This is a genomic window from Escherichia sp. E14V7 (assembly GCF_004212225.1).
Taxonomy (GTDB): domain Bacteria; phylum Pseudomonadota; class Gammaproteobacteria; order Enterobacterales; family Enterobacteriaceae; genus Escherichia.
The window spans coordinates 35,926-61,766 of sequence record NZ_RHJJ01000006.1; the positions used below are offsets into that span (position 1 = coordinate 35,926).

Sequence of the window (25,841 nt, forward strand, 5' to 3'; positions counted from 1 at the left end):
TACATACGTTTCGGCTTCGTAGGCCGGATAAGGCGTTCACGCCGCATCCGGCAACAACTGCCTGATGCGACGCTGACGCGTCTTATCAGGCCTACATACGTTTCGGCTTCGTAGGCCGGATAAGGCGTTCACGCCGCATCCGGCATTTCAAGCATTACTTAGTGATACGACCCTGTGCATCTTTCAGCGCGGCATCAACGGTCTGACGACCACTGGCTGCGTTGATTACTGCGGTACGCACGGCATACCAGAAGGCGGACATCTGCGGGATGTTCGGCATGATTTCACCGTTCTTGGCGTTATCCATAGTGGCGGCGATACGTTGATCTTTCGCCAGCTGATCCTGGTAAGACTTCAGCGCCACGGCACCCAGCGGTTTGTCTTTATTCACCGCTTCCAGACCTTCGTCGGTCAGCAGGTAGTTTTCGAGGAACTCTTTCGCCAGCTCTTTGTTCGGACTGGCCGCGTTAATGCCTGCGCTCAGCACGCCAACGAACGGTTTGGACGGTTGTCCCTTGAAGGTTGGCAGCATCGTCACACCGTAGTTCACTTTGCTGGTGTCGATGTTAGACCATGCCCACGGACCATTAATGGTCATCGCAGTTTCACCTTTGTTAAAGGCTGCCTCTGCAATGGAGTAGTCAGTATCCGCATTCATGTGTTTGTTTTTAATCAGATCAACCAGGAAGGTCAGACCCGCTTTCGCGCCAGCGTTATCCACGCCAACGTCTTTCACGTTGTATTTGTCGTTTTCATACTTGAACGCATAACCACCGTCGGCAGCAATCAGCGGCCAGGTAAAGTACGGTTCTTGCAGGTTGAACATCAGCGCGCTCTTACCTTTCGCTTTTAGTTCTTTATCCAGCGCCGGGATCTCTTCCCAGGTTTTTGGCGGGTTCGGCAACAGATCTTTGTTATAAATCAGCGATAACGCTTCAACTGCAACCGGGTAAGCAATGAGTTTGCCGTTAAAACGCACGGCATCCCAGGTGAACGGATAAATCTTGTCCTGGAGCGCTTTGTCCGGAGAGATTTCAGCTAACAGACCAGACTGGGCATAGCCGCCAAAGCGGTCGTGCGCCCAGAAGATGATGTCCGGACCATCGCCAGTTGCCGCAACCTGGGGGAATTTCTCTTCCAGTTTATCCGGGTGCTCAACGGTGACTTTAATTCCGGTATCTTTCTCGAATTTTTTACCGACTTCAGCGAGGCCGTTGTAGCCTTTATCGCCGTTGATCCAGATTACCAGCTTACCTTCTTCTATTTTGGCGAGAGCCGAGGCGGAAAACATCATCGTCGTTAAAACAGATAATGCGAGGATGCGTGCACCTGTTTTTATTTTCATAATCTCTGGTCCTTGTTGGTGAAGTGCTTGTGAAAACGCCTAAACGGACTCTAGTTTCTTTATACGGCAACCTCTTTCCATCCTCCTTGCCCCTACGCCCCACCTTCGTTTTGTGTGATCCATGTCGCAGAAACGGCAGTATTGCGGGAGGGCGCACACAAAATCGCCATGTTTTTTGCAAGCAACATCACGAATTTCCTTACTTTCCTTCGGATTAGTACGCAGACACCACCTTCTCATCCTCCCGCCTCCTCCCCCATAAAAAAGCCTGGGGGTGGAGGATTTAAGCTATCTGTCGATCAAGCATAGTCACCGCATCATGAATGTTGCTGTCGATGACAGGTTGTAACGAAGGGAGAAGGGCATGGCGAGCGTACAGCTGCAAAATGTAACGAAGGCCTGGGGGGATGTGGTGGTATCGAAAGATATCAACCTCGAGATCCACGAAGGTGAGTTCGTGGTGTTTGTCGGGCCATCTGGCTGCGGTAAATCAACGTTACTGCGCATGATTGCCGGTCTTGAGACGATCACCAGCGGCGACCTGTTCATCGGTGAGAAACGAATGAACGATACCCCGCCAGCAGAACGCGGCGTCGGCATGGTGTTCCAGTCCTATGCGCTCTATCCCCATCTGTCAGTGGCAGAAAACATGTCCTTTGGCCTGAAACTGGCGGGCGCGAAGAAAGAGGTGATCAACCAGCGCGTTAACCAGGTGGCGGAAGTACTGCAACTGGCGCACTTGCTTGATCGCAAACCGAAGGCACTCTCCGGCGGGCAGCGTCAGCGAGTGGCGATTGGTCGAACGCTGGTGGCAGAGCCAAGCGTGTTTTTACTTGATGAACCGCTATCCAACCTTGACGCTGCGCTGCGTGTGCAGATGCGTATCGAAATCTCCCGCCTGCATAAACGTCTGGGCCGCACGATGATTTACGTCACCCACGATCAGGTCGAGGCGATGACGCTGGCCGATAAAATCGTGGTGCTGGATGCCGGGCGCGTGGCGCAGGTCGGGAAACCCCTCGAACTGTATCACTATCCGGCGGACCGCTTTGTCGCTGGTTTTATTGGTTCGCCGAAAATGAACTTCTTGCCGGTAAAAGTGACCGCCGTTGCAATCGATCAAGTTCAGGTTGAGCTGCCGATGCCAAACCTCCAGCAAGTCTGGCTTCCGGTTGAAAGCCACAACGTTCAGGTCGGAGCCAACATGTCACTGGGCATTCGCCCGGAACATCTACTGCCAAGTGATATCGCCGACGTCATCCTTGAAGGTGAAGTTCAGGTCGTCGAGCAACTCGGCAACGAAACCCAAATTCATATCCAGATCCCTTCCATTCGTCAAAACCTGGTGTACCGCCAGTCTGACGTAGTGTTGGTAGAAGAAGGTGCCACATTCGCTATCGGCCTGCCGCCAGAGCGTTGCCATCTGTTCCGTGAAGATGGCACTGCGTGTCGTCGACTGCATCAGGAGCCGGGCGTTTAAGCACCCTACAAAAGACACAAAACCTGTGACAGGTGATGTGAAAAAAGAAAAGCAATGACTCAGGAGATAGAATGATGATTACTCTGCGCAAACTTCCTCTGGCGGTTGCCGTCGCAGCGGGCGTAATGTCTGCTCAGGCAATGGCTGTGGATTTCCACGGTTACGCTCGTTCCGGTATCGGCTGGACAGGGAGTGGCGGTGAACAACAGTGTTTCCAGACCACTGGTGCTCAAAGTAAATACCGTCTTGGCAACGAATGTGAAACTTATGCTGAATTAAAATTGGGTCAGGAAGTGTGGAAAGAGGGCGATAAGAGCTTCTATTTCGACACTAACGTGGCCTATTCCGTAGCACAACAGAATGACTGGGAAGCTACCGATCCGGCCTTCCGTGAAGCGAACGTGCAGGGTAAAAACCTGATTGAATGGCTGCCAGGTTCCACCATCTGGGCGGGTAAGCGTTTCTATCAACGTCATGACGTTCATATGATCGACTTCTACTACTGGGATATTTCTGGTCCTGGTGCCGGTCTGGAAAACATCGATGTTGGCTTCGGTAAGCTCTCTCTGGCAGCAACCCGCTCTTCTGAAGCTGGTGGTTCTTCTTCTTTCGCCAGCAACAATATCTATGACTACACCAACGAAACCGCGAACGATGTCTTCGACGTGCGTTTAGCGCAGATGGAAATCAACCCAGGCGGAACCTTAGAACTGGGTGTCGACTACGGTCGCGCTAACCTGCGTGATAACTATCGTCTGGTTGATGGCGCATCGAAAGACGGTTGGTTATTCACTGCTGAACATACTCAGAGCATCCTGAAGGGCTTCAACAAGTTTGTTGTTCAGTACGCAACTGATTCGATGACCTCGCAGGGTAAAGGTCTGTCGCAGGGCTCTGGCGTCGCGTTTGATAACGAACACTTTGCCTACAACATCAACAACAACGGTCACATGCTGCGTATTCTTGATCACGGTGCGATCTCGATGGGCGACAACTGGGACATGATGTACGTGGGGATGTATCAGGACATCAACTGGGATAACGATAACGGCACCAAGTGGTGGACCGTCGGTATTCGCCCGATGTACAAGTGGACGCCAATCATGAGCACCTTGATGGAGATCGGCTACGACAACGTCGAATCCCAGCGCACTGGCGACAAGAACAATCAGTACAAAATTACCCTCGCACAACAATGGCAGGCTGGCGACAGCATCTGGTCACGTCCGGCTATTCGTGTCTTCGCGACCTACGCCAAGTGGGATGAGAAATGGGGCTATGACTACAACGGTAGTTCCTCTTCCAACCCGAACTACGGTAAAGCCGTTCCGGCGAGCTTCGAAGGCGGTAGCTTCGGTCGCGGTGATAGCGACGAGTGGACCTTCGGCGCCCAGATGGAAATCTGGTGGTAATAACAAAGCGTAGGCCGGATAAGGCGTTCACGCCGCATCCGGCAACCAACGCCTGATGCGACGCTGTCGCGTCTTATCAGGCCTACAACTGCTGCCGAATGTAGGCCGGATAAAGTGCTTGCACCGCATCCGGCAACCAGCGCCTGATGCGACGCTGTAGCGTCTTATCAGGCCTACAACTGTTGCCGAATGTAGGCCGGATAAGGTGCTTGCACCGCATCCGGCAACCAGCGCCTGATGCGACGCTGTCGCATCTTATCAGGCCTACAACTGTTGCCGAATGTAGGCCGGATAAGGCGTTCATGCCGCATCCGGCAACCAACGCCTGATGCGACGCTGTCGCGTCTTATCAGGCCTACAACAGCTGCCGAATGTAGGCCGGATAAGGCGTTTACGCCGCATCCGGCATAAAAACACGTTGTCATTATCTATAAGGGGCGCAAGCCCCTCTGATTATCGGTTTAGCGCGCTATTGCCTGGCTACCGCTGAACTCCAGATTTTGAGGTGAAAACAATGAAAATGAATAAAAGTCTCATCGCCCTCTGTTTATCAGCAGGGTTGCTGGCGAGCGCGCCTGGAATTAGCCTCGCCGACGTCAACTACGTACCGCAAAACACCAGTGACGCCCCAGCTATTCCATCTGCCGCGCTACAACAATTAACCTGGACACCCGTCGATCAATCCAAAACTCAGACTACCCAGTTAGCGACTGGCGGCCAACGGTTGAACGTTCCTGGTATCAGTGGTCCGGTTGCGGCATACAGCGTTCCGGCAAACATTGGCGAACTGACCCTTACGCTGACCAGCGAAGTGAACAAACAAACCAGTGTATTTGCGCCGAACGTGCTGATTCTTGATCAGAGCATGACCCCATCAGCCTTCTTCCCCAGCAGTTATTTCACCTACCAGGAACCAGGCGTCATGAGCGCAGATCGTCTGGAAGGAGTGATGCGTCTGACACCAGCGTTGGGGCAGCAAAAACTGTATGTTCTGGTCTTTACCACGGAAAAAGATCTCCAGCAGACGACGCAACTACTCGACCCGGCAAAAGCCTATGCCAAAGGCGTCGGTAACTCGATCCCTGATATTCCAGACCCGGTTGCTCGTCATACCACCGATGGCTTACTGAAACTGAAAGTGAAAACCAACTCCAGCTCCAGTGTGCTGGTGGGACCGTTATTTGGTTCTTCCGCCCCAGCTCCGGTTACGGTAGGCAACACGGCGGCACCAGCCGTGGCTGCATCCGCTCCGGCGCCAGCGAAGAAAAGCGAACCGATGCTCAACGACACGGAAAGTTATTTTAATACCGCGATCAAAAACGCTGTTGCGAAAGGTGATGTTGATAAGGCGTTAAAACTGCTTGATGAAGCTGAACGTCTGGGATCGACATCTGCCCGTTCCACCTTTATCAGCAGTGTAAAAGGCAAGGGATAATTAGGTCCCACAGTGCTGATTTTGCAACAACTGGTGCGTCTTCGGGCGCACCTTTTTTTCTCCCTCCCAGTGATTGTTGCGTTTTTGTTGCGTATTAGATCACTTAATATGCTTTACATCTCCCGTTATCGCTTTTCTGCGATACAATGCCTTTACGTTATGTAACGGAGAGTTCGGCATGTCACACCCCGCGTTAACGCAACTGCGTGCGCTGCGCTATTTTGCAGAGATCCCTGCGCTGGAACCGCAACTGCTCGACTGGTTGTTGCTGGAAGATTCCATGACTAAACGTTTTGAACAGCAGGGAAAAACGGTGAGCGTAACGATGATCCGCGAAGGGTTTGTCGAGCAGAATGAAATCCCCGAAGAATTACCGCTGCTGCCGAAAGAGCCCCGTTACTGGTTACGAGAAATATTGTTATGTGCTGATGGTGAACCCTGGCTCGCCGGACGTACCGTCGTTCCTGTGTCAACGTTAAGTGGCCCCGAGCTGGCGTTACAAAAATTAGGTAAAACGCCGTTAGGCCGCTATCTGTTCACATCATCGACATTAACCCGGGACTTTATTGAGATAGGCCGTGATGCCGGATTGTGGGGGCGACGTTCCCGCCTGCGATTAAGCGGTAAGCCACTGCTGCTGACCGAGCTATTTTTACCGGCGTCACCGTTGTACTAAGAGGAAAAAAATATGGAGTGGAGTCTGACGCAAAATAAGCTGCTGGCGTTTCACCGCTTAATGCGTACGGATAAGCCAATTGGCGCGTTACTGCTGCTCTGGCCAACGTTGTGGGCGCTGTGGGTGGCGACACCGGGTGTTCCCCAACTCTGGGTTCTGGCGGTGTTTGTCGCAGGCGTCTGGCTGATGCGCGCCGCCGGGTGCGTGGTGAATGACTATGCTGACCGTAAATTTGATGGCCATGTGAAGCGCACAGCAAACCGACCGCTTCCCAGTGGTGCGGTTACGGAGAAAGAGGCGCGAACGCTATTTGTGGTGCTGGTGCTGATTTCGTTCTTACTGGTATTGACACTGAACACGATGACCATTCTGTTGTCGATTGCCGGACTGGCGTTGGCGTGGGTGTACCCGTTTATGAAGCGGTATACCCATTTACCGCAAGTGGTGCTGGGTGCGGCGTTTGGTTGGTCGATTCCAATGGCTTTTGCCGCTGTGAGTGAATCGGTGCCGTTAAGCTGCTGGCTGATGTTCCTTGCCAATATTCTGTGGGCGGTGGCTTACGACACGCAATATGCGATGGTCGACCGTGACGATGACGTGAAGATTGGCATTAAGTCCACCGCTATCTTGTTCGGTCAATACGATAAGTTGATTATCGGTATTTTGCAGATTGGCGTGCTGGTGCTGATGGCGATTATCGGCGAGTTAAATGGCTTAGGCTGGGGATATTATTGGTCAATTCTGGTCGCGGGCGCGCTGTTTGTATATCAACAAAAACTGATTGCTAACCGCGAGCGCGAAGCCTGCTTTAAAGCATTTATGAATAATAACTATGTTGGCCTGGTGCTGTTTTTAGGGCTGGCAATGAGTTACTGGCATTTCTGATGATGTAAAAAAGCCGGATGGTCATGGTCATCCGGCTTTTTTTCTGGGAAAAGCTGCCTGATGCGCTGCGCTTATCAGGCCTACATAACACATCGCAATTTATTGAATTTGCAAGTCATGGTAGGCCGGATACATCCGGCAACTCTCACCAATTACCCTTCACCCTGCGTCGCACTCTCAATCGTCAAACGTACATCTGACGTAATCAACTCCGCCAGCAACTGATAGACCTTCATCGTTTCTGCCGGTTCGGCGTCGCCGCTGTCGCTGATATACCCTTCATCACGCAGCGTCAGTACCAGGGAACTGAATACCGCCTTGTCGAAGAATTCCGGTGCGTTGATGCCGTGCAGCACGGAGAGACGTTGCGCCACGGTGCGGCTCTCTTTCTCCAGCGTACCGCGGTTGATCGACGGGTTGGCGCTCAGCAGCCAGAAAGTGATGGCATAACGTTGCAGCGTTTCGCGCGCGCCTGCGGCCAGCAGCTGAAGCGTGCGGGAATGTGCCGGATTGATATGCAGCTCGTCATTTTGCAGTGTAATCAGCCCCTGACGTTGCATCTCATTTGCCAGCGCATCAATAACGTCCGGCAACTCGTCGCGATCCCAGCGCAGGAACAGCTCCGCTTTCAGCATTGGGTAAAGCACATTGACGTGCTCCATCAATACGTCGCGGGAGATGTGGCGATGCTGGGTGACAATTGCCGCCATCAGCGAAGGCAGCACCAACATATGCGCAATGTTGTTGCGATAGTAGGTCATCAGCACCGCTTGCTCGCGCGGCAGAATGATGATGTCGCCGATAGTATCCTTCTCAACTTCAAACTTGTTCATTTGCAGCGCGTGATCGATAAGCTCGCTGGCGCTGGCCGAAGGAACGGTAGAGTCCGTGGAGTAAGGCACGTTGCGCATCAAATCCAGATAGCAGTTGAGTTGCTCGGTTAACTGCTCGCGGGTGAGTGAGCGCTGACGTGACGCCAGAAGCGCAGTACAGCACAGGTTCATGGCGTTTGCCGCGCCTGCGTTGTTAATGCGTACCATCAGATCGGCAGCAATGTTATTGACCGTCGGCGTTAACCAGGCCGGACGCACCGCTTCGATGGGATCGATAGATTCACGCCAGTCTGGCACGTGCTGGTTAAGGTAGGTCATCAACGGCATTGGTTCACCGAAGTTGACATAGCCCTGACCGAGATTACGCAGCTTGCTTAAACCGCGCAGCATCTGCAGCAGGCTCTCTTTCTCTTTCGTTGCCCCGCGCAGTTCTTTGGCGTAAGTACCCACTTCCATGACGTGCTCGTAACCGATGTAGATCGGAATCAGCGTAATCGGACGTGTGCCGCCACGCAGCATCGCCTGAATGGTCATCGACAGCGTACCGGTTTTCGGGTCCAGCAAACGGCCTGTACGCGAACGACCGCCTTCCACAAAGTACTCGACGGAATAACCACGGCTGAACAGTTCGCCGAGATACTCACGGAAAACCGTGGAATAGAGTTTATTGCCTTTAAACGTGCGGCGAATAAAGAATGCACCCAGACGGCGGAAAATCGGCCCGGCAGGCCAGAAATTCAGGTTGATCCCGGCGGCGATATGCGGCGGCACCAGCCCCTGGTGATACAGCACGTAAGAAAGCAGCAGGTAGTCCATGTGACTGCGGTGGCAAGGCACATACACCAGCTCATGACCGTCGTGGGCCAGCTGGCGAACGCGCTCGGCATTATGGACGTTGATGCCCTGGTAAAGTCGGTTCCAGGTGAAGCCCAGAATGCGGTCAGTCAGGCGGATCATCTCGTAAGAGAAGTTCGCCGCAATCTCTTCCATCAGTGCAATGGCATTCTGCTGCGCTTTTTCATGGGAGATTTTTTTGCTGCGCGCTTCATCTTCTACCGCTTTGGCAATGGCGCGGGAGGCGAGCAGTTTGTTAAACAGATCCTGACGAGCTGGCAGGCGCGGCCCTACGGCAGCCAGACGCTGGCGGGCAAAGTGCATACGCGCCACGCGTGCCAGTTTTTGGGCGATGGTTTTATCCGTGCCGTGTTCATCCGCCATACGGCGCAGCGAAACTGACGGCGAGAAACGCACAAAACTGTCGCGACCGAGCCATAGCACGGCGAAAAATTTCTGTACGCCGTTGAGCATGCGCAGTGGCGGGTTAACTTCACCTTTTTCACGCCCCGGCGCACGACCAAACATCACCGATACTGGCACCATCTGCACATCCAGATTTGGGTTGCTGCGGTGCAGATCGAGATAGTCGTGGAAAAGCTTAATAGACTCTTCTTTCGGTGTGTAATAGGTGAAAACACGCGGCCCGCCATGAATAAACACATAGCGCGGCAGTAGCGTGCCGTCTATTTCCAGCGGCTCTAATGGGTCAGGCAGGTCGTGCGCCAGGCACTGGGCGCGCAACGTCAGCAAATCCGCTTTTGAGTTGTACGGTAAAACGTACATAATTGGACGAGAGGTATCCAGTCCCAGTTCCGGGGCAGGATCTGCCGGAATAGACTTGCTTTTTACCAGGATGCTTAATGGTAAATTCAGTAATTTGTAGTAAATTCGTGGCCAGCCGGACATAAACGATGTAAAGCCTCTGGTTAATAATGCAAATGCGCGGGAAGGATAGCAGAAAGTCATGGGAAATTCTGTGGTATCCGCTCATGTTTTGCGCGACGTTACGCTAACCGTAATCTTCGGATTCAACGGTACACTGATATTGACGCTCATAATGTAAAAAGGTTCTTTCGATGGCCAATAATACCACTGGATTCACCCGAATTATCAAAGCTGCTGGCTATTCCTGGAAAGGTTTACGTGCCGCATGGATCAACGAAGCGGCATTCCGTCAGGAAGGTGTCGCGGTATTGTTGGCAGTGGTTATTGCCTGTTGGCTGGATGTGGATGCAATAACCCGAGTATTGCTTATTAGTTCTGTCATGCTGGTGATGATTGTGGAAATTCTCAATAGTGCCATCGAAGCGGTGGTTGACCGTATTGGCTCTGAATACCATGAGCTTTCCGGGCGGGCGAAAGATATGGGCTCTGCCGCGGTGCTGATCGCCATTATCGTCGCCGTGATTACCTGGTGCATTCTGTTATGGTCGCATTTTGGATAACCCTTCCAGAATTCGATAAATCTCTGGTTTATTGTGTAGTTTATGGTTCCAAAATCACCTTTTGCTGTATATACTCACAGCATAACTGTATATACACCCAGGGGGCGGAATGAAAGCGTTAACGGCCAGGCAACAAGAGGTGTTTGATCTCATCCGTGATCACATCAGCCAGACAGGTATGCCGCCGACGCGTGCGGAAATCGCGCAGCGTTTGGGGTTCCGTTCCCCAAATGCGGCAGAAGAGCATCTGAAGGCGCTGGCACGCAAAGGCGTTATTGAAATTGTTTCCGGCGCATCGCGCGGGATTCGTCTGTTGCAGGAAGAGGAAGAAGGGTTACCGTTGGTGGGCCGTGTGGCTGCCGGTGAACCGCTTCTGGCGCAGCAGCATATTGAAGGTCATTATCAGGTCGATCCTTCCCTGTTCAAACCGAATGCCGATTTCCTGCTGCGCGTCAGTGGGATGTCGATGAAAGATATCGGCATTATGGACGGCGACTTGCTGGCAGTGCATAAAACCCAGGATGTGCGTAATGGTCAGGTCGTTGTCGCGCGTATAGATGACGAAGTTACCGTTAAGCGTCTGAAAAAACAGGGTAATAAAGTCGAACTTCTGCCAGAAAATAGCGAGTTTAAACCCATTGTCGTTGACCTTCGTCAGCAGAGCTTCAGCATTGAAGGGCTGGCGGTTGGTGTTATTCGCAACGGCGACTGGCTGTAATCTATCTCTGATACCGCGATGCCGCCTGGCATCGCGGTTTGTTTTTAATCTCTCTTCATCAGGCTTGTCTGCATGGCATTCCTCACTTCATCTGATAAAGCACTCTGGCATCTGGCTTTACCCATGATTTTCTCCAATATCACCGTTCCCTTGCTGGGACTGGTTGATACGGCGGTCATTGGTCATCTTGATAGTCCGGTTTATCTGGGCGGCGTGGCGGTTGGCGCAACGGCGACCAGTTTTCTCTTTATGCTGTTGCTGTTTTTGCGTATGAGCACTACCGGGCTTACTGCACAGGCTTATGGTGCCAAAAATCCTCAGGCATTAGCGCGTGCGCTGGTGCAGCCGTTGCTGTTGGCTCTGGGGGCCGGAGCGTTGATTGCGTTACTGCGTACGCCGATTATCGAGCTGGCGCTGCATATTGTTGGTGGTAGCGAAGCGGTTCTGGAACAGGCGCGGCGCTTTCTTGCAATCCGCTGGTTAAGCGCACCGGCGTCGCTGGCGAATCTGGTGCTGCTCGGCTGGTTGCTCGGCGTGCAATATGCCCGCGCGCCAGTGATTTTGTTAGTGGTTGGCAATATCCTCAACATTGTGCTGGATGTCTGGCTGGTGATGGGGCTGCATATGAACGTGCAGGGCGCGGCGCTGGCGACGGTTATTGCGGAATATGCAACATTGCTGATTGGTCTGCTAATGGTGCGTAAAATCCTCAAACTACGTGGCATCTCCGGCGAAATGCTGAAAACTGCCTGGCGAGGAAACTTCCGTCGCTTGCTGGCGCTTAACCGCGATATCATGCTGCGCTCGCTGTTGTTGCAACTCTGTTTCGGCGCGATCACCGTGCTTGGCGCGCGACTGGGGAGCGATATTATCGCCGTCAACGCAGTCCTGATGACGTTACTCACCTTTACAGCCTATGCGCTGGATGGTTTTGCCTACGCGGTTGAAGCCCACTCCGGTCAGGCGTATGGTGCGCGCGACGGTAGCCAGTTACTGGATGTCTGGCGCGCAGCGTGCCGCCAGTCGGGGATCGTGGCATTGTTGTTTTCGGTGGTTTATTTGCTGGCGGGTGAACATATCATCGCGTTGCTAACGTCGTTAACGCAGATCCAGAATCTGGCCGATCGCTACCTAATCTGGCAGGTTATTTTACCGCTGGTAGGAGTCTGGTGTTATCTGCTGGATGGTATGTTTATTGGCGCAACGCGCGCTGCCGAAATGCGCAATAGTATGGCAGTCGCAGCAGCAGGGTTCGCTTTGACGCTACTGACGTTGCCGTGGTTGGGTAACCATGGTTTATGGCTGGCGTTAACCGTCTTTCTGGCGCTGCGCGGGCTTTCACTGGCGGTTATCTGGCGTCGTCACTGGCGTAATGGAACCTGGTTTTCAGCAACATGACGGTTAAAAGTTCTGAATAAATAATCCTAAGCCAAATTCCTGACTACACTTAATCCCACGTTCAGAAGAAAAGTGAGCGTACACTCATTCACCACCTAACGATGAGGATTTGAATATGAATAAAGACGAAGTCGGCGGTAACTGGAAACAGTTCAAAGGTAAAGTGAAAGAGCAATGGGGCAAACTGACCGATGATGATATGACGGTCATTGAAGGTAAGCGTGACCAGTTAGTGGGTAAAATCCAGGAACGTTACGGTTACCAGAAAGATCAGGCAGAAAAAGAGGTTGATAGCTGGGAAAAACGCCATGATTACCGTTGGTAATTGATCCCTCCTGCCCGATGTGTACAAGGATGTACGCCCTCTTAGCGAGGTTTCTTTTTCACCTGAAGAGAGTGGTCATGATGGCACTGTTCAGGATGACGACACGCTTCAACTTCCACACATGCCGCACAGAGTCCATGTGCTTCAATCACATTATGCCGCAGGGCAAAACCCATTTTTGCCGCCAGCGTATGCATGATGTCTTCCACACCTTCCGCACACTCTTCTTTCACTGCGCCGCAGCGATCGCAAATAAACATGGCTGAAGTATGGGTGGGCTGGTCGAACAGATGACAGAGCACATAGCTGTTGGTGGATTCCACCTTATGCACAAAACCTTGTTCAAGCAGAAAATCGAGCGCGCGATAAACCGTCGGCGGCTTGGCTTGCGGCTCGGCTTCGCGCAGCAAATCAAGTAGATCGTAGGCGCTGATAGCCCCTTCTTGCAGGCTCATCAGGCGCAGCACTTCGAGACGTTGCGGTGTCAGGCGCACATTACGCTGCGCGCAGAGTTTTTCAGCCTGCGCCAATAACTCCTGCGTTGTGGTCTTTTCCATTGTGCACCTCGAAAGTGGGGTTAAGAATGTCCTTACTTTACCATAATTCTCACTTAAACGCCGACAACCGGGCATCGAAGCTGCCACATTGCCTGATCGCATATTCGTTATGCTATAGTAGCGCCCCCAATTCACCAGATGCTTAAAAAATCGCCATGTCAGCAGAATCACAAACCGCTTATCCCGCATACCGTTTCTCTATTGCTCCTATGCTCGACTGGACGGACAGACACTGCCGTTATTTCCTGCGTCTGCTTTCCCGCAATACGTTGCTCTATACCGAAATGGTGACCACAGGGGCGATTATTCACGGTAAAGGTGATTACCTGGCATACAGTGAAGAAGAGCATCCGGTGGCGTTACAGTTGGGCGGTAGCGATCCGGCGGCGCTGGCGCAGTGTGCGAAGCTGGCAGAAACGCGCGGATATGATGAGATCAACCTGAATGTCGGCTGCCCGTCAGACCGGGTACAGAACGGCATGTTTGGCGCGTGCCTGATGGGGAATGCGCAACTGGTGGCTGACTGCGTAAAAGCGATGCGCGACGTCGTGTCGATTCCAGTGACGGTGAAAACGCGTATTGGCATTGACGACCAGGATAGCTATGAATTTCTCTGTGATTTTATCGACACTGTTTCCGGCAAAGGCGAATGCGAGATGTTTATTATCCATGCGCGCAAAGCCTGGCTTTCTGGTTTAAGTCCGAAAGAAAACCGTGAGATCCCGCCGCTCGATTACCCGCGTGTCTATCAACTGAAGCGTGATTTCCCGCATCTGGCTATGTCAATTAACGGTGGTATCAAGTCGCTGGAAGAGGCTAAAGCGCATTTGCAACATATGGATGGAGTGATGGTCGGGCGTGAAGCGTATCAAAACCCAGGCATTCTGGCGGCGGTGGATCGTGAGATTTTTGGTTCCTCGGATACCGATGCCGACCCGGTGGCAGTGGTGCGCGCCATGTACCCGTACATTGAGCGTGAACTCAGCCAGGGAACTTATCTGGGCCATATCACCCGGCATATGCTGGGGCTGTTCCAGGGGATTCCCGGCGCGCGTCAGTGGCGGCGGTATTTAAGTGAAAATGCCCATAAAGCAGGCGCTGACATTAACGTGTTGGAACATGCGCTCAAACTGGTGGCTGATAAGCGTTAATTTTTCACCACAAAGTAGTCAAATTCACCACGCCCTGCGCTTCGACGCGGGGCGTTTTGTTGATAAATCAATATGTTATTTCTGGCATGATTCTTGTAAAGCCAGCAAGAGATTTCATTTTTGGGAGAACATCATGCTGGAACTACTTTTTGTGATTGGCTTTTTTGTCATGTTGATGGTCACTGGCGTTTCATTGCTGGGCATTATCGCTGCGCTGGTTGTGGCGACGGCCATTATGTTCCTCGGCGGTATGCTGGCATTGATGATTAAGCTGCTGCCGTGGCTGCTGTTGGCGATTGCGGTAGTGTGGGTGATCAAGGCGATTAAAGCGCCAAAAGTGCCGAAATATCAGCGTTATGACCGCTGGCGTTACTAAGGGATTGTGCGGATGATCACAACCTCAGGTTTTATCCTTAGAACAAAATAGGAATTGATAATCAAATCTGTCACTATTGCGCGTCAAACAAATTCATCGAGCTGTACCCTACATACAGCCGAACTATAAAAGAAAGGGCTTCCCAGGTGGAAGCCCAATTTCTTTATGGAATCAGTAAGCTGGAACCCTGCGTCGCCCGGCTTTCCAGAATCTCATGCGCACGCCGCGCATCCTTCAGCGGGTATTTCTGATGTTCTGCGACATCCACTTTAATTACCCCGCTGGCAATCAAAGAAAACAGTTCATTACTGGCTTCGGTTAACTCATCACGCGTAGTGATATAGCCTTGCAGGGAAGGGCGTGTCACATACAGCGAGCCTTTCTGATTGAGAATGCCTAAGTTCACACCCGTCACTGCGCCTGATGAGTTGCCAAAACTGACCATTAAGCCGCGACGTTGCAGGCAATCCAGCGACCGTTCCCAGGTGTCTCTGCCCACGGAATCGTATACCACGCGCACTTTCTTGCCGTCGGTGATCTCTTTTAATCGTTCGACCAGATTTTCGTCGCGATAGTTAATCACCTGCCATGCACCCGCTTTTAATGCACTTTGCGCTTTTTGCGCGCTGCCGACGGTGCCAATAAGTTTTGCCCCTAAGGCTTTTGCCCACTGACAGGCAATTAAGCCAACGCCGCCAGCAGCCGCGTGGAACAGGAACTGTTCGTCAGGTTTGATTTCATACGTTTTGCGTAGCAGATAATAAACCGTTAAGCCTTTCAGGAATGATGCGGCGGCTTGCTCAAAAGAGATCGCCGCGGGCAGAATTGCGGCTTTATCGGCATTGACGTTATGCACAGAACTGTAAGCCCCTAACGTTGACTGCGCATAAACCACGCGATCGCCTGCTTTAATATGCTTCACGCCGCTGCCGACTTTGCTCACTATGCCAGCCGCTTCTGTGCCTAATCCGCTGGGTAGCGATGGCGGCGGATAAAGGCCGCTGCGGATATACGTGTCGATAAAATTAATGCCAATGGCTTTATTTTCGACCTGGATTTCATTCTCTGCCGGATCGACAGGAGTAAACTCCACGGCTTGCAGAACTTCCGGGCCACCGTGCTTGTGAAATTCGATGCGTGTTGCCATTTAAACTCCTTTACTGAGCGACATATCTGTTTTAAGCCTAACAGTAGTCGCCGGGCCGCGCGGGGATTTTTTCCGGGCTGTGGTCACAACCCGGAATATCTCTGGTCAGTATTGAAACAGCGTCGCCGCAATCCAGTTTTGCCACTGGCGCTCAAAGTTGGTTAGCGTTGATACGCCCCGCTCACGGCACAAGCGAATCCAGGCATGGCAATCATTAGCTTCCAGACAAACACAAATCATGTATTGCCGGGCATCCTGATTTTCTGGTCGAAAACGCCAGGTCAGGAGTGGCCCACCTGGCGTTTGCGGTGCGATACCGGCTTCGCCATCATAGACAGCCCTGGCGCCACGACTCCCGCCACCATTTTCGATATAGCATTGTAAAGAGCGCAGTACAGCCAGCGCCAGTTGCGCACTTTGCCGCCACTGGAAAGATTGGGCGAGGCTGTTTTCATCGCTTTGAATGCCTTCCCGGCGAATATCTTCACAAAGTGTTGCTATGGTTTGCGCGGCAGTGTTGATCCCCTGCGTATGACACAAAATTGCAGCATGGTGGCTCATGGTATTTTGTATCGTTTCTCGCACGTCGTCGCGCAGCAGCCCCTGATTCAGGAACTGTTGCGCCTCATTAATCGTGCTGAGAATTTGTTGCCTCTCGAGAGGGAGGTCCTGACTTTTCTGATGAGCAATATGCAATGCACAGCGGCGGGCGAAAACTTGCCCGGCATTGAGCGCCGACCCACCAGGACGCGTCACACCATGTGTTCCGGCATTTTCTCCGGCAGCATAACAACCAGTTAGCGATGTACGCCCCCAAATATCAACATCAATTCCGCCATTAAGATGTTGATTATTTAGCGTAAATTTTAGCGGTGAGGCTGTGAGATCATAACCATGCATCTGATACAAGCGAATAGCCTGAGGATTCATCTGTGTTAATCGCGCCAGCGGTTGCGCCAGCAAGGCGTGATTTTGTTGCAGATAGTCGATGACATCATCATCCAGCTCTCGCAGGTTGAATGGCGTTCCGTCCGCTGCGGGTTCGGGTTCCCGCAGAAAATCGAGGAAAACATCGCGCCCTTTTTGTGTCTCCTCATACACCGCGACATCCAGCAGGCTGGAGCCATATTCCAGCATTCGTTCCGCGTGAAACGGCCACTGGTAACCTTTGCGAAATATCGCGGAGGCCAGCATACGAGTCGTGGGGTAATAAGCTGCCAGAAAATTATACTGACGTCCGGAGTGGTCCTGCGAGTAGATGCGCGGCATCGCTTGCATGTAAGTACCGGAAAGATTCCACGGAAATTGGCTGCGCGGTGTACCGATACCAAACTGACTCTCCGTAAGATTCACCAGGCTTATACCTGCTTCCAACGCCATGCCCAACGCACTAAAACAATTCACCGGATAGACACTGTCACGATAAAGTTCACCTGGCCCGCCCGTGGCTAAAACCAGATGTTGGCAGCGAATTACTATCATTCGCCAGGGATTATCCCGACAGGCTTTATCGATAGCGATCACCCCTACGACTCGTCTGTTTTCTCCTTCACCGCGGGTCAGGATACGAATCGCCGTTGTGTGATCGCGCAGAGGAATATTAAGGCGCATTGCCTCCAGAGCCAGAACTTTAACCATCAGGCGAGAAGTTCGTGGGCCGCAACTGGTGGCGCGACCGAACTCATCGTGATCGGTTTGATAACGCAACGTTGCGCCAAAGAGATCTTCTGGCAGATCCAGACCCAGATATTTCAGTACTTCACAGGTGTTCACTGAGCCGACGGCTTCAACATAGGCAGTGTCATGATCCATCGAACCGCCCGCCGCCAGAGTGTCACTTAATGCCAGAAAATGGTCACCATTTGCACGGGTATTGGCGGTGTGGAGAGTTTGTTTATCAGAACCAGAACAGGCGGAAGTGCCCCAGAAGGCTTTGCTGGAGGCTACCATTACATCGATATTTTGCCGTTTCAGCTCGACGGCAGCTCGCCATCCGGCAGCACCACTGCCTAGCACCAGCGTGTTGCAGCGGTACTCAGGTAAAATGGCGCCGTTAAGGTCGATACTACCGCTGGCTTGAGCCAGCGGTGAGTAATGGGGCATTTTGATATCAGTGAGCGCCGTTAGCGTTTCGTCAATCATTGCGTCCCACCTATTTCATCAGACTTTCGATTAAGCCGCTCATTGCCATATAGCCCATGATTAGCGTAAATGCGCTTATGGCAACAAACATGACGTTTTCCCAGCGTGAGCAACGATATTCGCCCATTAACGAAGGCTTGTTCGCCAGCCAGAACATACATAAAACAGTCAGCGGCAGAATAATGGCGTTAAAGGCCTGGCTGGCAATCATCACCAATACCGGGCGTGCGTGGAACAGCGGCACAACCAGACAAAGCAGAGACATAACCGTCATCAGGATACGGTAACCTGGGCTAACTTCGTTGCTGGTATCACGCCAGTCAGCCAGCAGCCAGGGCGTTAACAGTAAATTCGGGAACTGACTGGAAAGCCCGGCAGCAACAATACCAATAACAAATAGTCCCACGGCAGCCGAGCCAGCAATAGGTTCGAGAATAATGACCATTTGCGAGGCGTTATTTAAACCTGTGCCAGTTTGATACAACGTACCCGCAGCCGCAGCCATCACCGCCGCACTGATGATGAACATCATTCCTGCACTGACAATGGCATCACGATTTTGATGAGGCAGATTGTCCACACCCCAACCATTACTTTTTACCAGAGTCGTGCGCATAAGAAACATTGCTGGCGCTACGGTGGTTCCCACCATGCCAGAAATTATCAGAAATGGCGTACTGTTATCGCCAGCGACAGGATCGGGAACTGACGGAATAAATCCGGCCAGCAGATCTGCGACCGGCGGCATCATAATGAAAAAATTAATCACAAACGCCAGCCCCATAATGCCAACCAGCGCGGAGAGGATTTTGTCGAACCCGGCGTTGCTGTTGGTCCAGAGCATCACGTTAATCATAATGACCATCGCGATAGCCCAGGCGAGTGCTGAGATACCGCCACTAAACCAGGTCGTGGACCATGTTGCCATTACATCCGCCAGAATGCCCATTACCCCCATAATGGAACCACTCACGGCAACGGTTAACCCGATCAGAAACAACATAGCAACGCCAGGATGGATATGGCGACGAAATGCAGTCAACGCGCGTTCACCTGTGACGGAAGCATAACGACCATAAATACGGATTAAAAACCAGGTAACGATACAAGAAAGCGCCACCGCCCACATCAGCGAGACGCCATAGTTTGCACCCGCTTTCGCCATAGTGGTGATACTGCCTGTCCCGATGCTGTAGCCAATAAGAAAGATGCCGGGTGCAAAGGCTGCGAGTTTTGTCATTATTCGCCGAAATAAAGAAGGCGTTTGGGGAACAGAGGTTGTCATATTCATTATCTTTCTTTCCTTGTAAGAGGCTTTCAGCGTGCCTGAAATTGTGGTTGACGCTTCTCGGCGAATGCCTGACTTCCTTCACGAGCATCTTCAGTAGTGGAGGAAAAAGCGCCAGCAAGCGCTTCAAGCGTCGAGGCCACAGCAATACCTTCTCCGGCATCGATAACTTGCTTGGCGATCTGCACAGCAACCGGAGCACGTTGGGCGATACGTTGTGCCAGTTGCAGGCCTGCGTCGTGTAACGCTTCCCTGGCGACAACACGATTCACCAGCCCGCAGGACAGCGCACGCTGTGCATCTAGTGGTTCGCCGGTAAATACCAGTTCTTTCACCAGTGAGCGCCCAAGCAGTGCCGTCAGCCGCTGCGTTCCTGACCAGCCAGGCACTGTCGCCAGTCCGGTTTCTGGTAGCGCCATCCGAGCCTCGGCGCTACAAATACGGATATCGGCGGTAGCAGCCAGTTCCAGACCACCGCCATAAGCCAGTCCGTGCACCAGGGCGATTACGGGTTGTGGCAGTTGTGCCAGAGCGTCAAATGCCTGATGACCGCGGCGGATCCAGTTGCGCCACATATCGAGTGCAGAAAGAGAGGTCCAGCGATGAATATCCGCACCGACACAAAACGCTTTTTCACTGGCGCTGGTCAGCAGAACCACGCGGATCTCCGAATCCGTTTCAAGCGTGTGGCAATGTGTCAGCAGCTGTTCAAGCATCTCCGGGGTTAATGCGTTGAGTTTCGCCGGACGATTAATCACCAGAGTGGCAATGAAACCGTTGCGCTGGAGGTCAATAGTGCCGTTATTCATGGTGACGTCCTTGTTGAAAATAGTGGGGATTCATTAGCTTGAGATCGTCCGCCAGACGGAGTGGGGCATCGCTTTGGGCGAGAATGTCGCGTTCAGGATCAATACCTGGGGCAATTTCTGTGACCAGTAGCCCGTCTGGTGTTAATTCCAGAACGCAGCGTTCAGTGATGTACTGCACTTGTTGCCCGAGTCTTATTGCGCGTTTGCCGGAGAACGTCACGTGGGCGACGTCCTGTACCAGTTTTTTGGCTTTGCCTTCTTTAATGATGCGCAGTTGACCCTCTTCCAGTTGCAGTTGTGCACCTGCATTGAAAAAGCCAGAGAAAATAATTCGCTTCGCATGTGAAGTGATATCAATAAACCCACCGCATCCGGCAGTGACATGTGGACGGGCAGGCAGATGCGAGACGTTTACTGAACCATCTGCGCCGATTTGTAAAAATGACATCAGAGTGAGATCAAAACCCCCGCCCTGGAAATAGGTAAACTGCTGGGGAGAGGGCAAAAATGCTTCTGCATTAGAGGCGCAGCCGAACTGAAATTCCAGCAGTGGAACTCCGCCAATTGCGCCCTGTTCCAGCAGCCAGGTGACATCACCGTGGCGACCTTGTTCCAGTAAAATACGCGGTACATTGGCTGAAATACCAAAGCCAATATTTACCGCATCTCCACTTTGTAGTTCTTGCGCGACTCGCTGGGCAATAACCCGCGCCGGGCCATGTTCCATATAACGAAAGGCGGACAGCGGACGACTGATTTCGCCGGAAATGGCAGGTTCGTATTGTGTTTGCGTGGTTTGTGTTTGTTCCGGCGCAATCACGATGTAATCCACCAGTACACCCGGAATACGCACCTCTTTTGGTTTCAGACTTCCGGCGGCAACCTGCCGTTTTACCTGCGCAATTACGATGCCACCGTTATTGCGAACAGCTGTGGCCTGTTCCAGTGGCCCAAGATAAGCCCCTTCATGTTCATAAGTCAGGTTGCCGCGTTCATCGGCAGTGGTAGCGCGAATGATCGCCACCTGGGGCACGATGCTGGGGAAAAACAGCCAGTCGTCGTTAGCAAATCGAACACGTTCAACCAGAGATTGTTGCGCCGCTTTTTCATTCATTGCGCCGCCCTGCAACAGGGGATCTACATAGGTATCCATGCCTGTTTGTGTCAGCACGCCAGGACGATGAGCCGCCGCTTCCCGGTGCATATCAAATAAGATCCCGGAAGGCAGATTCCAGGCGGGGATCGCGTTGTCATTGATCATTTGCCAGATTAACGGAGGCGTCATTGATGATGGCCCGGAGGGGTAGGAGCCAGCGATCACTTTTGCCAGTAAACCCGATTGCGCCAGATGATCGATGCCTTTTACGCCATACATATCACCTGCGGCGATAGGGTGGATGCTGGTGATGTTTTGCGGATGTCCGGCACGTTGAAAGCGTTCACCTATTGCTGCCAGCACGGCATCCGGACACCCCATTCCACTGGAGGAGGAGACGGTGACAACTGCGCCATCAGCAATCAAATCTGCAGCTTCCGATGCAGTGATCGTGCGTACAGAGCACATAATAATTTCCTTATTTCGATATAAAAATAATTAAAAATATCAATGTAAAACAACATAATAGTGATTATAAATTAATTGGAACGATCTAATTTATGCGTAATTTGTACGATTGGCGTGCAAAAAATACAACAAGGGAAGTATGAATCTGTGATCGAAACGACGATCTCCTGCGATCCATGGCGTTAACGGATCACATGAGTAAAAGGAGATTATGATAAAGTAAATGCCTTGATCTTATGGGGGTTTGGAGTAGTCATGGCGAAGTCGGATACAGGAAGAAAGCGGGTAACATTAACCGATGTTGCACGTGCGGCTGGCGTTTCGAAATCGACCGTGTCGCTGGTACTCAACGACAGTCCGCTTATCAAAAAAGAGACGCAACAAAAAGTCCAGCAAGCCATTGAGCAGTTAGGCTATGTCTATAACCGTTTTGCTGCCAATCTGCGTTCGCAAAAATCGCTGACTATCGGCGTGGTGATTGATGATTTGACCAACCCTTTTTTCGCTGAATTTACAATGGGCCTTGAGATCACGCTGGCGGAGCACGGTTTTATCACCGTAATGTCCAATACCTCCCAGCGTAGCGATCGGCAAAAACAGGTACTTGATACCTTGCTGGAACACCACGTTGCGGGCATTGTCCTCTGTCCAGTAAACAGCACCTCAGAAGCCGATTTACAGCGTTATGCCAACAGTTCCACACCCTTATTAATCACAATGCGCCCTCTGGACTGGCAACAATTGCCCGTCGATTACGTTGGTGTGGACAGCCACGCAGGCGTCCGGGAAGCTACGGAATATCTCATTCAACAAGGGCACAGAGACATCGTGTTTATTGGGGGACTTACGCACCATATGCGTTATCAGGGATACCTGGAGGCGATGAACCATCATGATTTACAGCCGTGGAGCACTGATGCTTTTTCGCTGCGCGCTGAACCGACTCAGGCCAACGGTTACCAGTTGATGCAACAACTGTTGGATATGCCTTCGCCACCCACAGCGGTGATTTGTTATAACGATTTAATGGCTTTTGGCGCGGAGTCGGCACTGGGCGAAAGAGGATTATTTGCCGGGGAAGATATTTCGTTGATTGGTAATGATGGCGTGGCGGCTTGTGCTTACAGTAACCCGCCGTTAACCACAATTGCGGTAGAACCATTGGCTCTGGGGAAACAGGCGGCGCAGCAAATTTTACGGCGTATTGCGCAGCCAGACGCACCGCTCAGCCATTACGTCTATCGCCCAACCCTGCAAATTCGCGCTTCTACCGGAAGACGGGGGCGTTAAATGCTGTAGCGAGAAACTGTTTCTCGCTATACTCTCTATCCCTTTTTAACAGCAGGTAACTCCATTCACTATGGCTGGAAATAAACCCTTCAACAAACAGCAGGCTGAGCTTCGCGAACGCGATCCACAAGTTGCCGGGCTGAAAGTGCCTCCGCACTCGATCGAAGCGGAGCAGTCGGTGTTGGGCGGTTTAATGCTGGATAACGAACGCTGGGACGATGTGGCCGAGCGTGTCGTGGCAGACGATTTCTACACCCGTCCGCACCGCCATATCTTTACCGAAATGGCGCGTTTGCAGGAAGGTGGTAGCCCGATAGACCTGATAACTCTGGCGGAATCGCTGGAGCGCCAGGGGCAACTTGATAGCGTCGGTGGTTTCGCTTATCTGGCAGAGCTGTCAAAAAATACGCCAAGTGCGGCGAACATCAGCGCTTATGCTGACATCGTGCGGGAACGTGCTGTTGTCCGTGAGATGATCTCAGTTGCTAACGAGATTGCCGAAGCCGGTTTTGATCCGCAAGGGCGCACCAGTGAAGACTTGCTGGACCTTGCTGAATCCCGCGTCTTTAAAATTGCCGAAAGTCGTGCCAATAAAGACGAAGGGCCGAAGAACATCGCCGATGTGCTCGACGCTACCGTGGCGCGTATTGAGCAACTGTTCCAGCAGCCGCACGATGGCGTCACCGGGGTAAACACCGGCTATGACGATCTCAACAAAAAAACCGCCGGTTTGCAGCCGTCGGACTTGATTATCGTCGCGGCGCGTCCGTCGATGGGTAAAACGACATTTGCGATGAACCTCGTCGAAAATGCGGCGATGTTGCAGGATAAACCGGTGCTTATCTTCTCACTGGAGATGCCATCGGAACAGATTATGATGCGTTCTCTGGCATCGCTGTCGCGCGTCGACCAGACCAAAATCCGTACCGGGCAGCTGGATGATGAAGACTGGGCGCGTATTTCCGGCACGATGGGCATTTTGCTCGAGAAACGTAACATCTATATTGATGACTCCTCCGGTCTGACGCCAACGGAAGTGCGCTCGCGCGCGCGTCGTATTGCCCGTGAGCACGGCGGTATCGGGCTTATCATGATCGACTACCTGCAGCTGATGCGTGTGCCGTCACTTTCCGACAACCGTACGCTGGAAATTGCGGAAATCTCCCGCTCGCTGAAAGCGCTGGCAAAAGAACTGAATGTGCCGGTGGTGGCCCTGTCCCAGTTGAACCGTTCTCTGGAACAACGTGCCGACAAACGTCCGGTCAACTCCGACTTGCGTGAATCCGGCTCCATCGAGCAGGATGCGGACTTGATCATGTTTATCTATCGTGATGAGGTTTATCACGAGAACAGTGATTTGAAAGGCATCGCGGAAATTATTATCGGTAAACAACGTAACGGCCCAATCGGGACGGTACGCCTGACCTTTAACGGTCAATGGTCGCGCTTCGACAACTACGCGGGGCCGCAGTACGATGACGAATAATAATTATTTTATGTATTAGGTAATTAAAGCAAACACTTATCAAGGAATACAAATGCAAGCGGCAACTGTAGTGATTAACCGCCGCGCTCTGCGACACAACTTGCAACGTCTGCGTGAACTGGCCCCCGCCAGTAAACTGGTTGCGGTGGTGAAAGCGAACGCTTATGGTCACGGTCTTCTTGAAACCGCGCGAACGCTTCCTGATGCCGACGCCTTTGGCGTAGCCCGTCTCGAAGAAGCCCTGCGGCTTAGAGCAGGGGGCATCACGCAACCTATATTGTTACTGGAAGGCTTTTTTGAAGCAGACGATCTGCCGACGATCTCCGCTGAACATCTGCATACCGCCGTGCATAACGAAGAACAGCTTGCTGCTCTGGAAGAGGCCAGTCTGGAGGAGCCAGTTACCGTCTGGATGAAACTCGACACCGGTATGCACCGACTGGGCGTTTTACCGGAACAAGCTGAGGCGTTTTATCAACGTCTTACGCAATGTAAAAACGTCCGTCAGCCGGTGAATATTGTCAGCCACTTTGCTCGCGCTGATGAGCCAAAATGCGGCGCGACTGAGAAACAACTCGATATCTTCAATACCTTTTGCGAAGGCAAACCCGGCAAGCGTTCAATCGCCGCATCGGGTGGAATTTTGTTATGGCCGCAGTCGCATTTTGATTGGGTGCGCCCGGGCATCATTCTTTACGGCGTGTCACCGCTGGAAGATGGCTCCACCGGTGCTGATTTCGGTTGCCAGCCAGTGATGTCTCTGACCTCCAGCCTGATTGCCGTGCGTGAGCATAAAGCGGGTGAACCGGTAGGCTATGGCGGCACCTGGATTAGCGAGCGCGATACCCGCCTTGGTGTGGTGGCGATGGGCTATGGCGATGGCTACCCGCGCGCCGCGCCGTCCGGTACGCCAGTGCTGGTTAATGGTCGTGAAGTGCCGATTGTTGGTCGCGTGGCGATGGATATGATCTGCGTAGATTTAGGTCCACAGGCGCAGGATAAAGCCGGGGACCAGGTCATTTTATGGGGTGAAGGTTTGCCCGTAGAGCGTATCGCAGAAATAACAAAAGTGAGTGCTTACGAACTTATCACGCGCCTGACGTCAAGGGTCGCGATGAAATACGTGGATTAATCGTTCTGTAATAGTTGATTGTCTGTGCCGGATGCGGCGTGAATGCCTTATCCGGCACGTAATATCTTGTAAATTCAATAAATTGATATTCTCGCATAGGCCTGATAAAC

22 protein-coding genes are annotated in these 25,841 nt (G+C 52.3%); 14 read left to right on the forward strand and 8 right to left on the reverse strand.

The features are described 5' to 3' along the window. Positions 1-154: 154 nt before the first annotated feature. Complete coding sequence (gene malE / locus D9741_RS07140; RefSeq protein WP_130205779.1) at positions 155-1,345, reverse strand: maltose/maltodextrin ABC transporter substrate-binding protein MalE; 1,191 nt, start codon at positions 1,343-1,345, stop codon at positions 155-157. Between the two features lie 364 nt (positions 1,346-1,709). Here malE and malK point away from each other — a divergent pair, with 364 nt between their 5' ends. From malK to ubiA, 5 genes are all read left to right on the forward strand, one after another. Next, positions 1,710-2,825, forward strand: coding sequence for a maltose/maltodextrin ABC transporter ATP-binding protein MalK (gene malK, locus D9741_RS07145; protein ID WP_130205781.1), 1,116 nt, complete (start codon positions 1,710-1,712; stop codon positions 2,823-2,825). A gap of 71 nt (positions 2,826-2,896) precedes the next feature. Further along, on the forward strand, positions 2,897-4,237 hold the full coding sequence (lamB, locus tag D9741_RS07150) for a maltoporin LamB (protein WP_130205783.1): 1,341 nt from the start codon (positions 2,897-2,899) through the stop codon (positions 4,235-4,237). 514 nt (positions 4,238-4,751) lie between these two features. Beyond that, positions 4,752-5,672, forward strand: coding sequence for a maltose operon protein MalM (gene malM / locus D9741_RS07155; RefSeq protein ID WP_130218588.1), 921 nt, complete (start codon positions 4,752-4,754; stop codon positions 5,670-5,672). A gap of 178 nt (positions 5,673-5,850) precedes the next feature. After that, the gene (gene ubiC / locus D9741_RS07160; RefSeq protein ID WP_064525550.1) at positions 5,851-6,348 is read left to right on the forward strand and encodes a chorismate lyase; all 498 of its coding nucleotides are present in this window, start codon (positions 5,851-5,853) and stop codon (positions 6,346-6,348) included. Between the two features lie 12 nt (positions 6,349-6,360). After that, positions 6,361-7,233 (forward strand): 4-hydroxybenzoate octaprenyltransferase, encoded by an 873-nt coding sequence (gene ubiA / locus D9741_RS07165; RefSeq protein WP_130218586.1) that lies wholly within the window; start codon positions 6,361-6,363, stop codon positions 7,231-7,233. Between the two features lie 152 nt (positions 7,234-7,385). On the opposite strand, the gene plsB is transcribed toward ubiA, so the two are convergent. Beyond that, positions 7,386-9,809 carry a glycerol-3-phosphate 1-O-acyltransferase PlsB gene (plsB, locus tag D9741_RS07170; RefSeq protein ID WP_130218630.1) on the reverse strand — a complete coding sequence of 808 codons (2,424 nt, stop codon included), beginning with the start codon at positions 9,807-9,809 and terminating at the stop codon, positions 7,386-7,388. Positions 9,810-9,979: 170 nt separating this feature from the next. Between plsB and dgkA the strand changes: the two genes are divergently transcribed. From dgkA to D9741_RS07190, 4 genes are all read left to right on the forward strand, one after another. After that, the gene (dgkA, locus tag D9741_RS07175) at positions 9,980-10,348 is read left to right on the forward strand and encodes a diacylglycerol kinase (RefSeq protein ID WP_000002907.1); all 369 of its coding nucleotides are present in this window, start codon (positions 9,980-9,982) and stop codon (positions 10,346-10,348) included. A 109-nt stretch (positions 10,349-10,457) separates the two neighbouring features. Further along, entirely contained in the window at positions 10,458-11,066 is a 609-nt protein-coding gene (lexA, locus tag D9741_RS07180; RefSeq protein ID WP_064525560.1) for a transcriptional repressor LexA, read from the forward strand. Between the two features lie 72 nt (positions 11,067-11,138). Next, the gene (gene dinF, locus D9741_RS07185) at positions 11,139-12,464 is read left to right on the forward strand and encodes an MATE family efflux transporter DinF (RefSeq protein ID WP_130218583.1); all 1,326 of its coding nucleotides are present in this window, start codon (positions 11,139-11,141) and stop codon (positions 12,462-12,464) included. 115 nt (positions 12,465-12,579) lie between these two features. Next, positions 12,580-12,789, forward strand: coding sequence for a CsbD family protein (locus tag D9741_RS07190; RefSeq protein WP_001030602.1), 210 nt, complete (start codon positions 12,580-12,582; stop codon positions 12,787-12,789). A gap of 41 nt (positions 12,790-12,830) precedes the next feature. On the opposite strand, the gene zur is transcribed toward D9741_RS07190, so the two are convergent. Beyond that, complete coding sequence (gene zur, locus D9741_RS07195; protein WP_064525566.1) at positions 12,831-13,346, reverse strand: zinc uptake transcriptional repressor Zur; 516 nt, start codon at positions 13,344-13,346, stop codon at positions 12,831-12,833. A gap of 155 nt (positions 13,347-13,501) precedes the next feature. Between zur and dusA the strand changes: the two genes are divergently transcribed. Beyond that, positions 13,502-14,497, forward strand: a complete 996-nt coding sequence (gene dusA / locus D9741_RS07200) for a tRNA dihydrouridine(20/20a) synthase DusA (protein ID WP_130218581.1) — start codon at positions 13,502-13,504, stop codon at positions 14,495-14,497. Between the two features lie 133 nt (positions 14,498-14,630). Continuing rightward, positions 14,631-14,873, forward strand: coding sequence for an envelope stress response protein PspG (gene pspG / locus D9741_RS07205; protein ID WP_000891404.1), 243 nt, complete (start codon positions 14,631-14,633; stop codon positions 14,871-14,873). Positions 14,874-15,036: 163 nt separating this feature from the next. Here the strand turns inward: pspG and D9741_RS07210 are convergent, their stop codons facing one another. The 5 genes from D9741_RS07210 to D9741_RS07230 form a co-directional block, all read right to left on the reverse strand. Continuing rightward, positions 15,037-16,020, reverse strand: coding sequence for a quinone oxidoreductase (locus D9741_RS07210; RefSeq protein WP_130218579.1), 984 nt, complete (start codon positions 16,018-16,020; stop codon positions 15,037-15,039). 105 nt (positions 16,021-16,125) lie between these two features. Beyond that, positions 16,126-18,162, reverse strand: coding sequence for an FAD-binding protein (locus tag D9741_RS07215; RefSeq protein ID WP_130218577.1), 2,037 nt, complete (start codon positions 18,160-18,162; stop codon positions 16,126-16,128). A 10-nt stretch (positions 18,163-18,172) separates the two neighbouring features. Further along, positions 18,173-19,402, reverse strand: coding sequence for an Nramp family divalent metal transporter (locus D9741_RS07220; protein ID WP_165383160.1), 1,230 nt, complete (start codon positions 19,400-19,402; stop codon positions 18,173-18,175). A gap of 77 nt (positions 19,403-19,479) precedes the next feature. After that, the gene (locus D9741_RS07225; protein ID WP_130218573.1) at positions 19,480-20,259 is read right to left on the reverse strand and encodes an enoyl-CoA hydratase/isomerase family protein; all 780 of its coding nucleotides are present in this window, start codon (positions 20,257-20,259) and stop codon (positions 19,480-19,482) included. Next, positions 20,252-21,823 (reverse strand): malonate decarboxylase subunit alpha, encoded by a 1,572-nt coding sequence (locus D9741_RS07230; RefSeq protein ID WP_130218571.1) that lies wholly within the window; start codon positions 21,821-21,823, stop codon positions 20,252-20,254. The genes D9741_RS07225 and D9741_RS07230 overlap by 8 nt, the downstream gene beginning before the upstream one ends. A gap of 255 nt (positions 21,824-22,078) precedes the next feature. On the opposite strand from D9741_RS07230, the gene D9741_RS07235 reads away from it, so the two are divergent. The 3 genes from D9741_RS07235 to alr all read left to right on the forward strand — a co-directional run bounded on the left by D9741_RS07235 (position 22,079) and on the right by alr (position 25,731). Further along, positions 22,079-23,113: a LacI family DNA-binding transcriptional regulator gene (locus tag D9741_RS07235; RefSeq protein WP_130205808.1), complete on the forward strand. Its 1,035-nt coding sequence runs from the start codon at positions 22,079-22,081 to the stop codon at positions 23,111-23,113. A 70-nt stretch (positions 23,114-23,183) separates the two neighbouring features. Continuing rightward, positions 23,184-24,599 (forward strand): replicative DNA helicase, encoded by a 1,416-nt coding sequence (gene dnaB / locus D9741_RS07240; RefSeq protein WP_130205810.1) that lies wholly within the window; start codon positions 23,184-23,186, stop codon positions 24,597-24,599. Positions 24,600-24,651: 52 nt separating this feature from the next. After that, positions 24,652-25,731: an alanine racemase gene (gene alr, locus D9741_RS07245; RefSeq protein WP_130218569.1), complete on the forward strand. Its 1,080-nt coding sequence runs from the start codon at positions 24,652-24,654 to the stop codon at positions 25,729-25,731. The last annotated feature ends 110 nt before the right edge of the window (positions 25,732-25,841 follow it).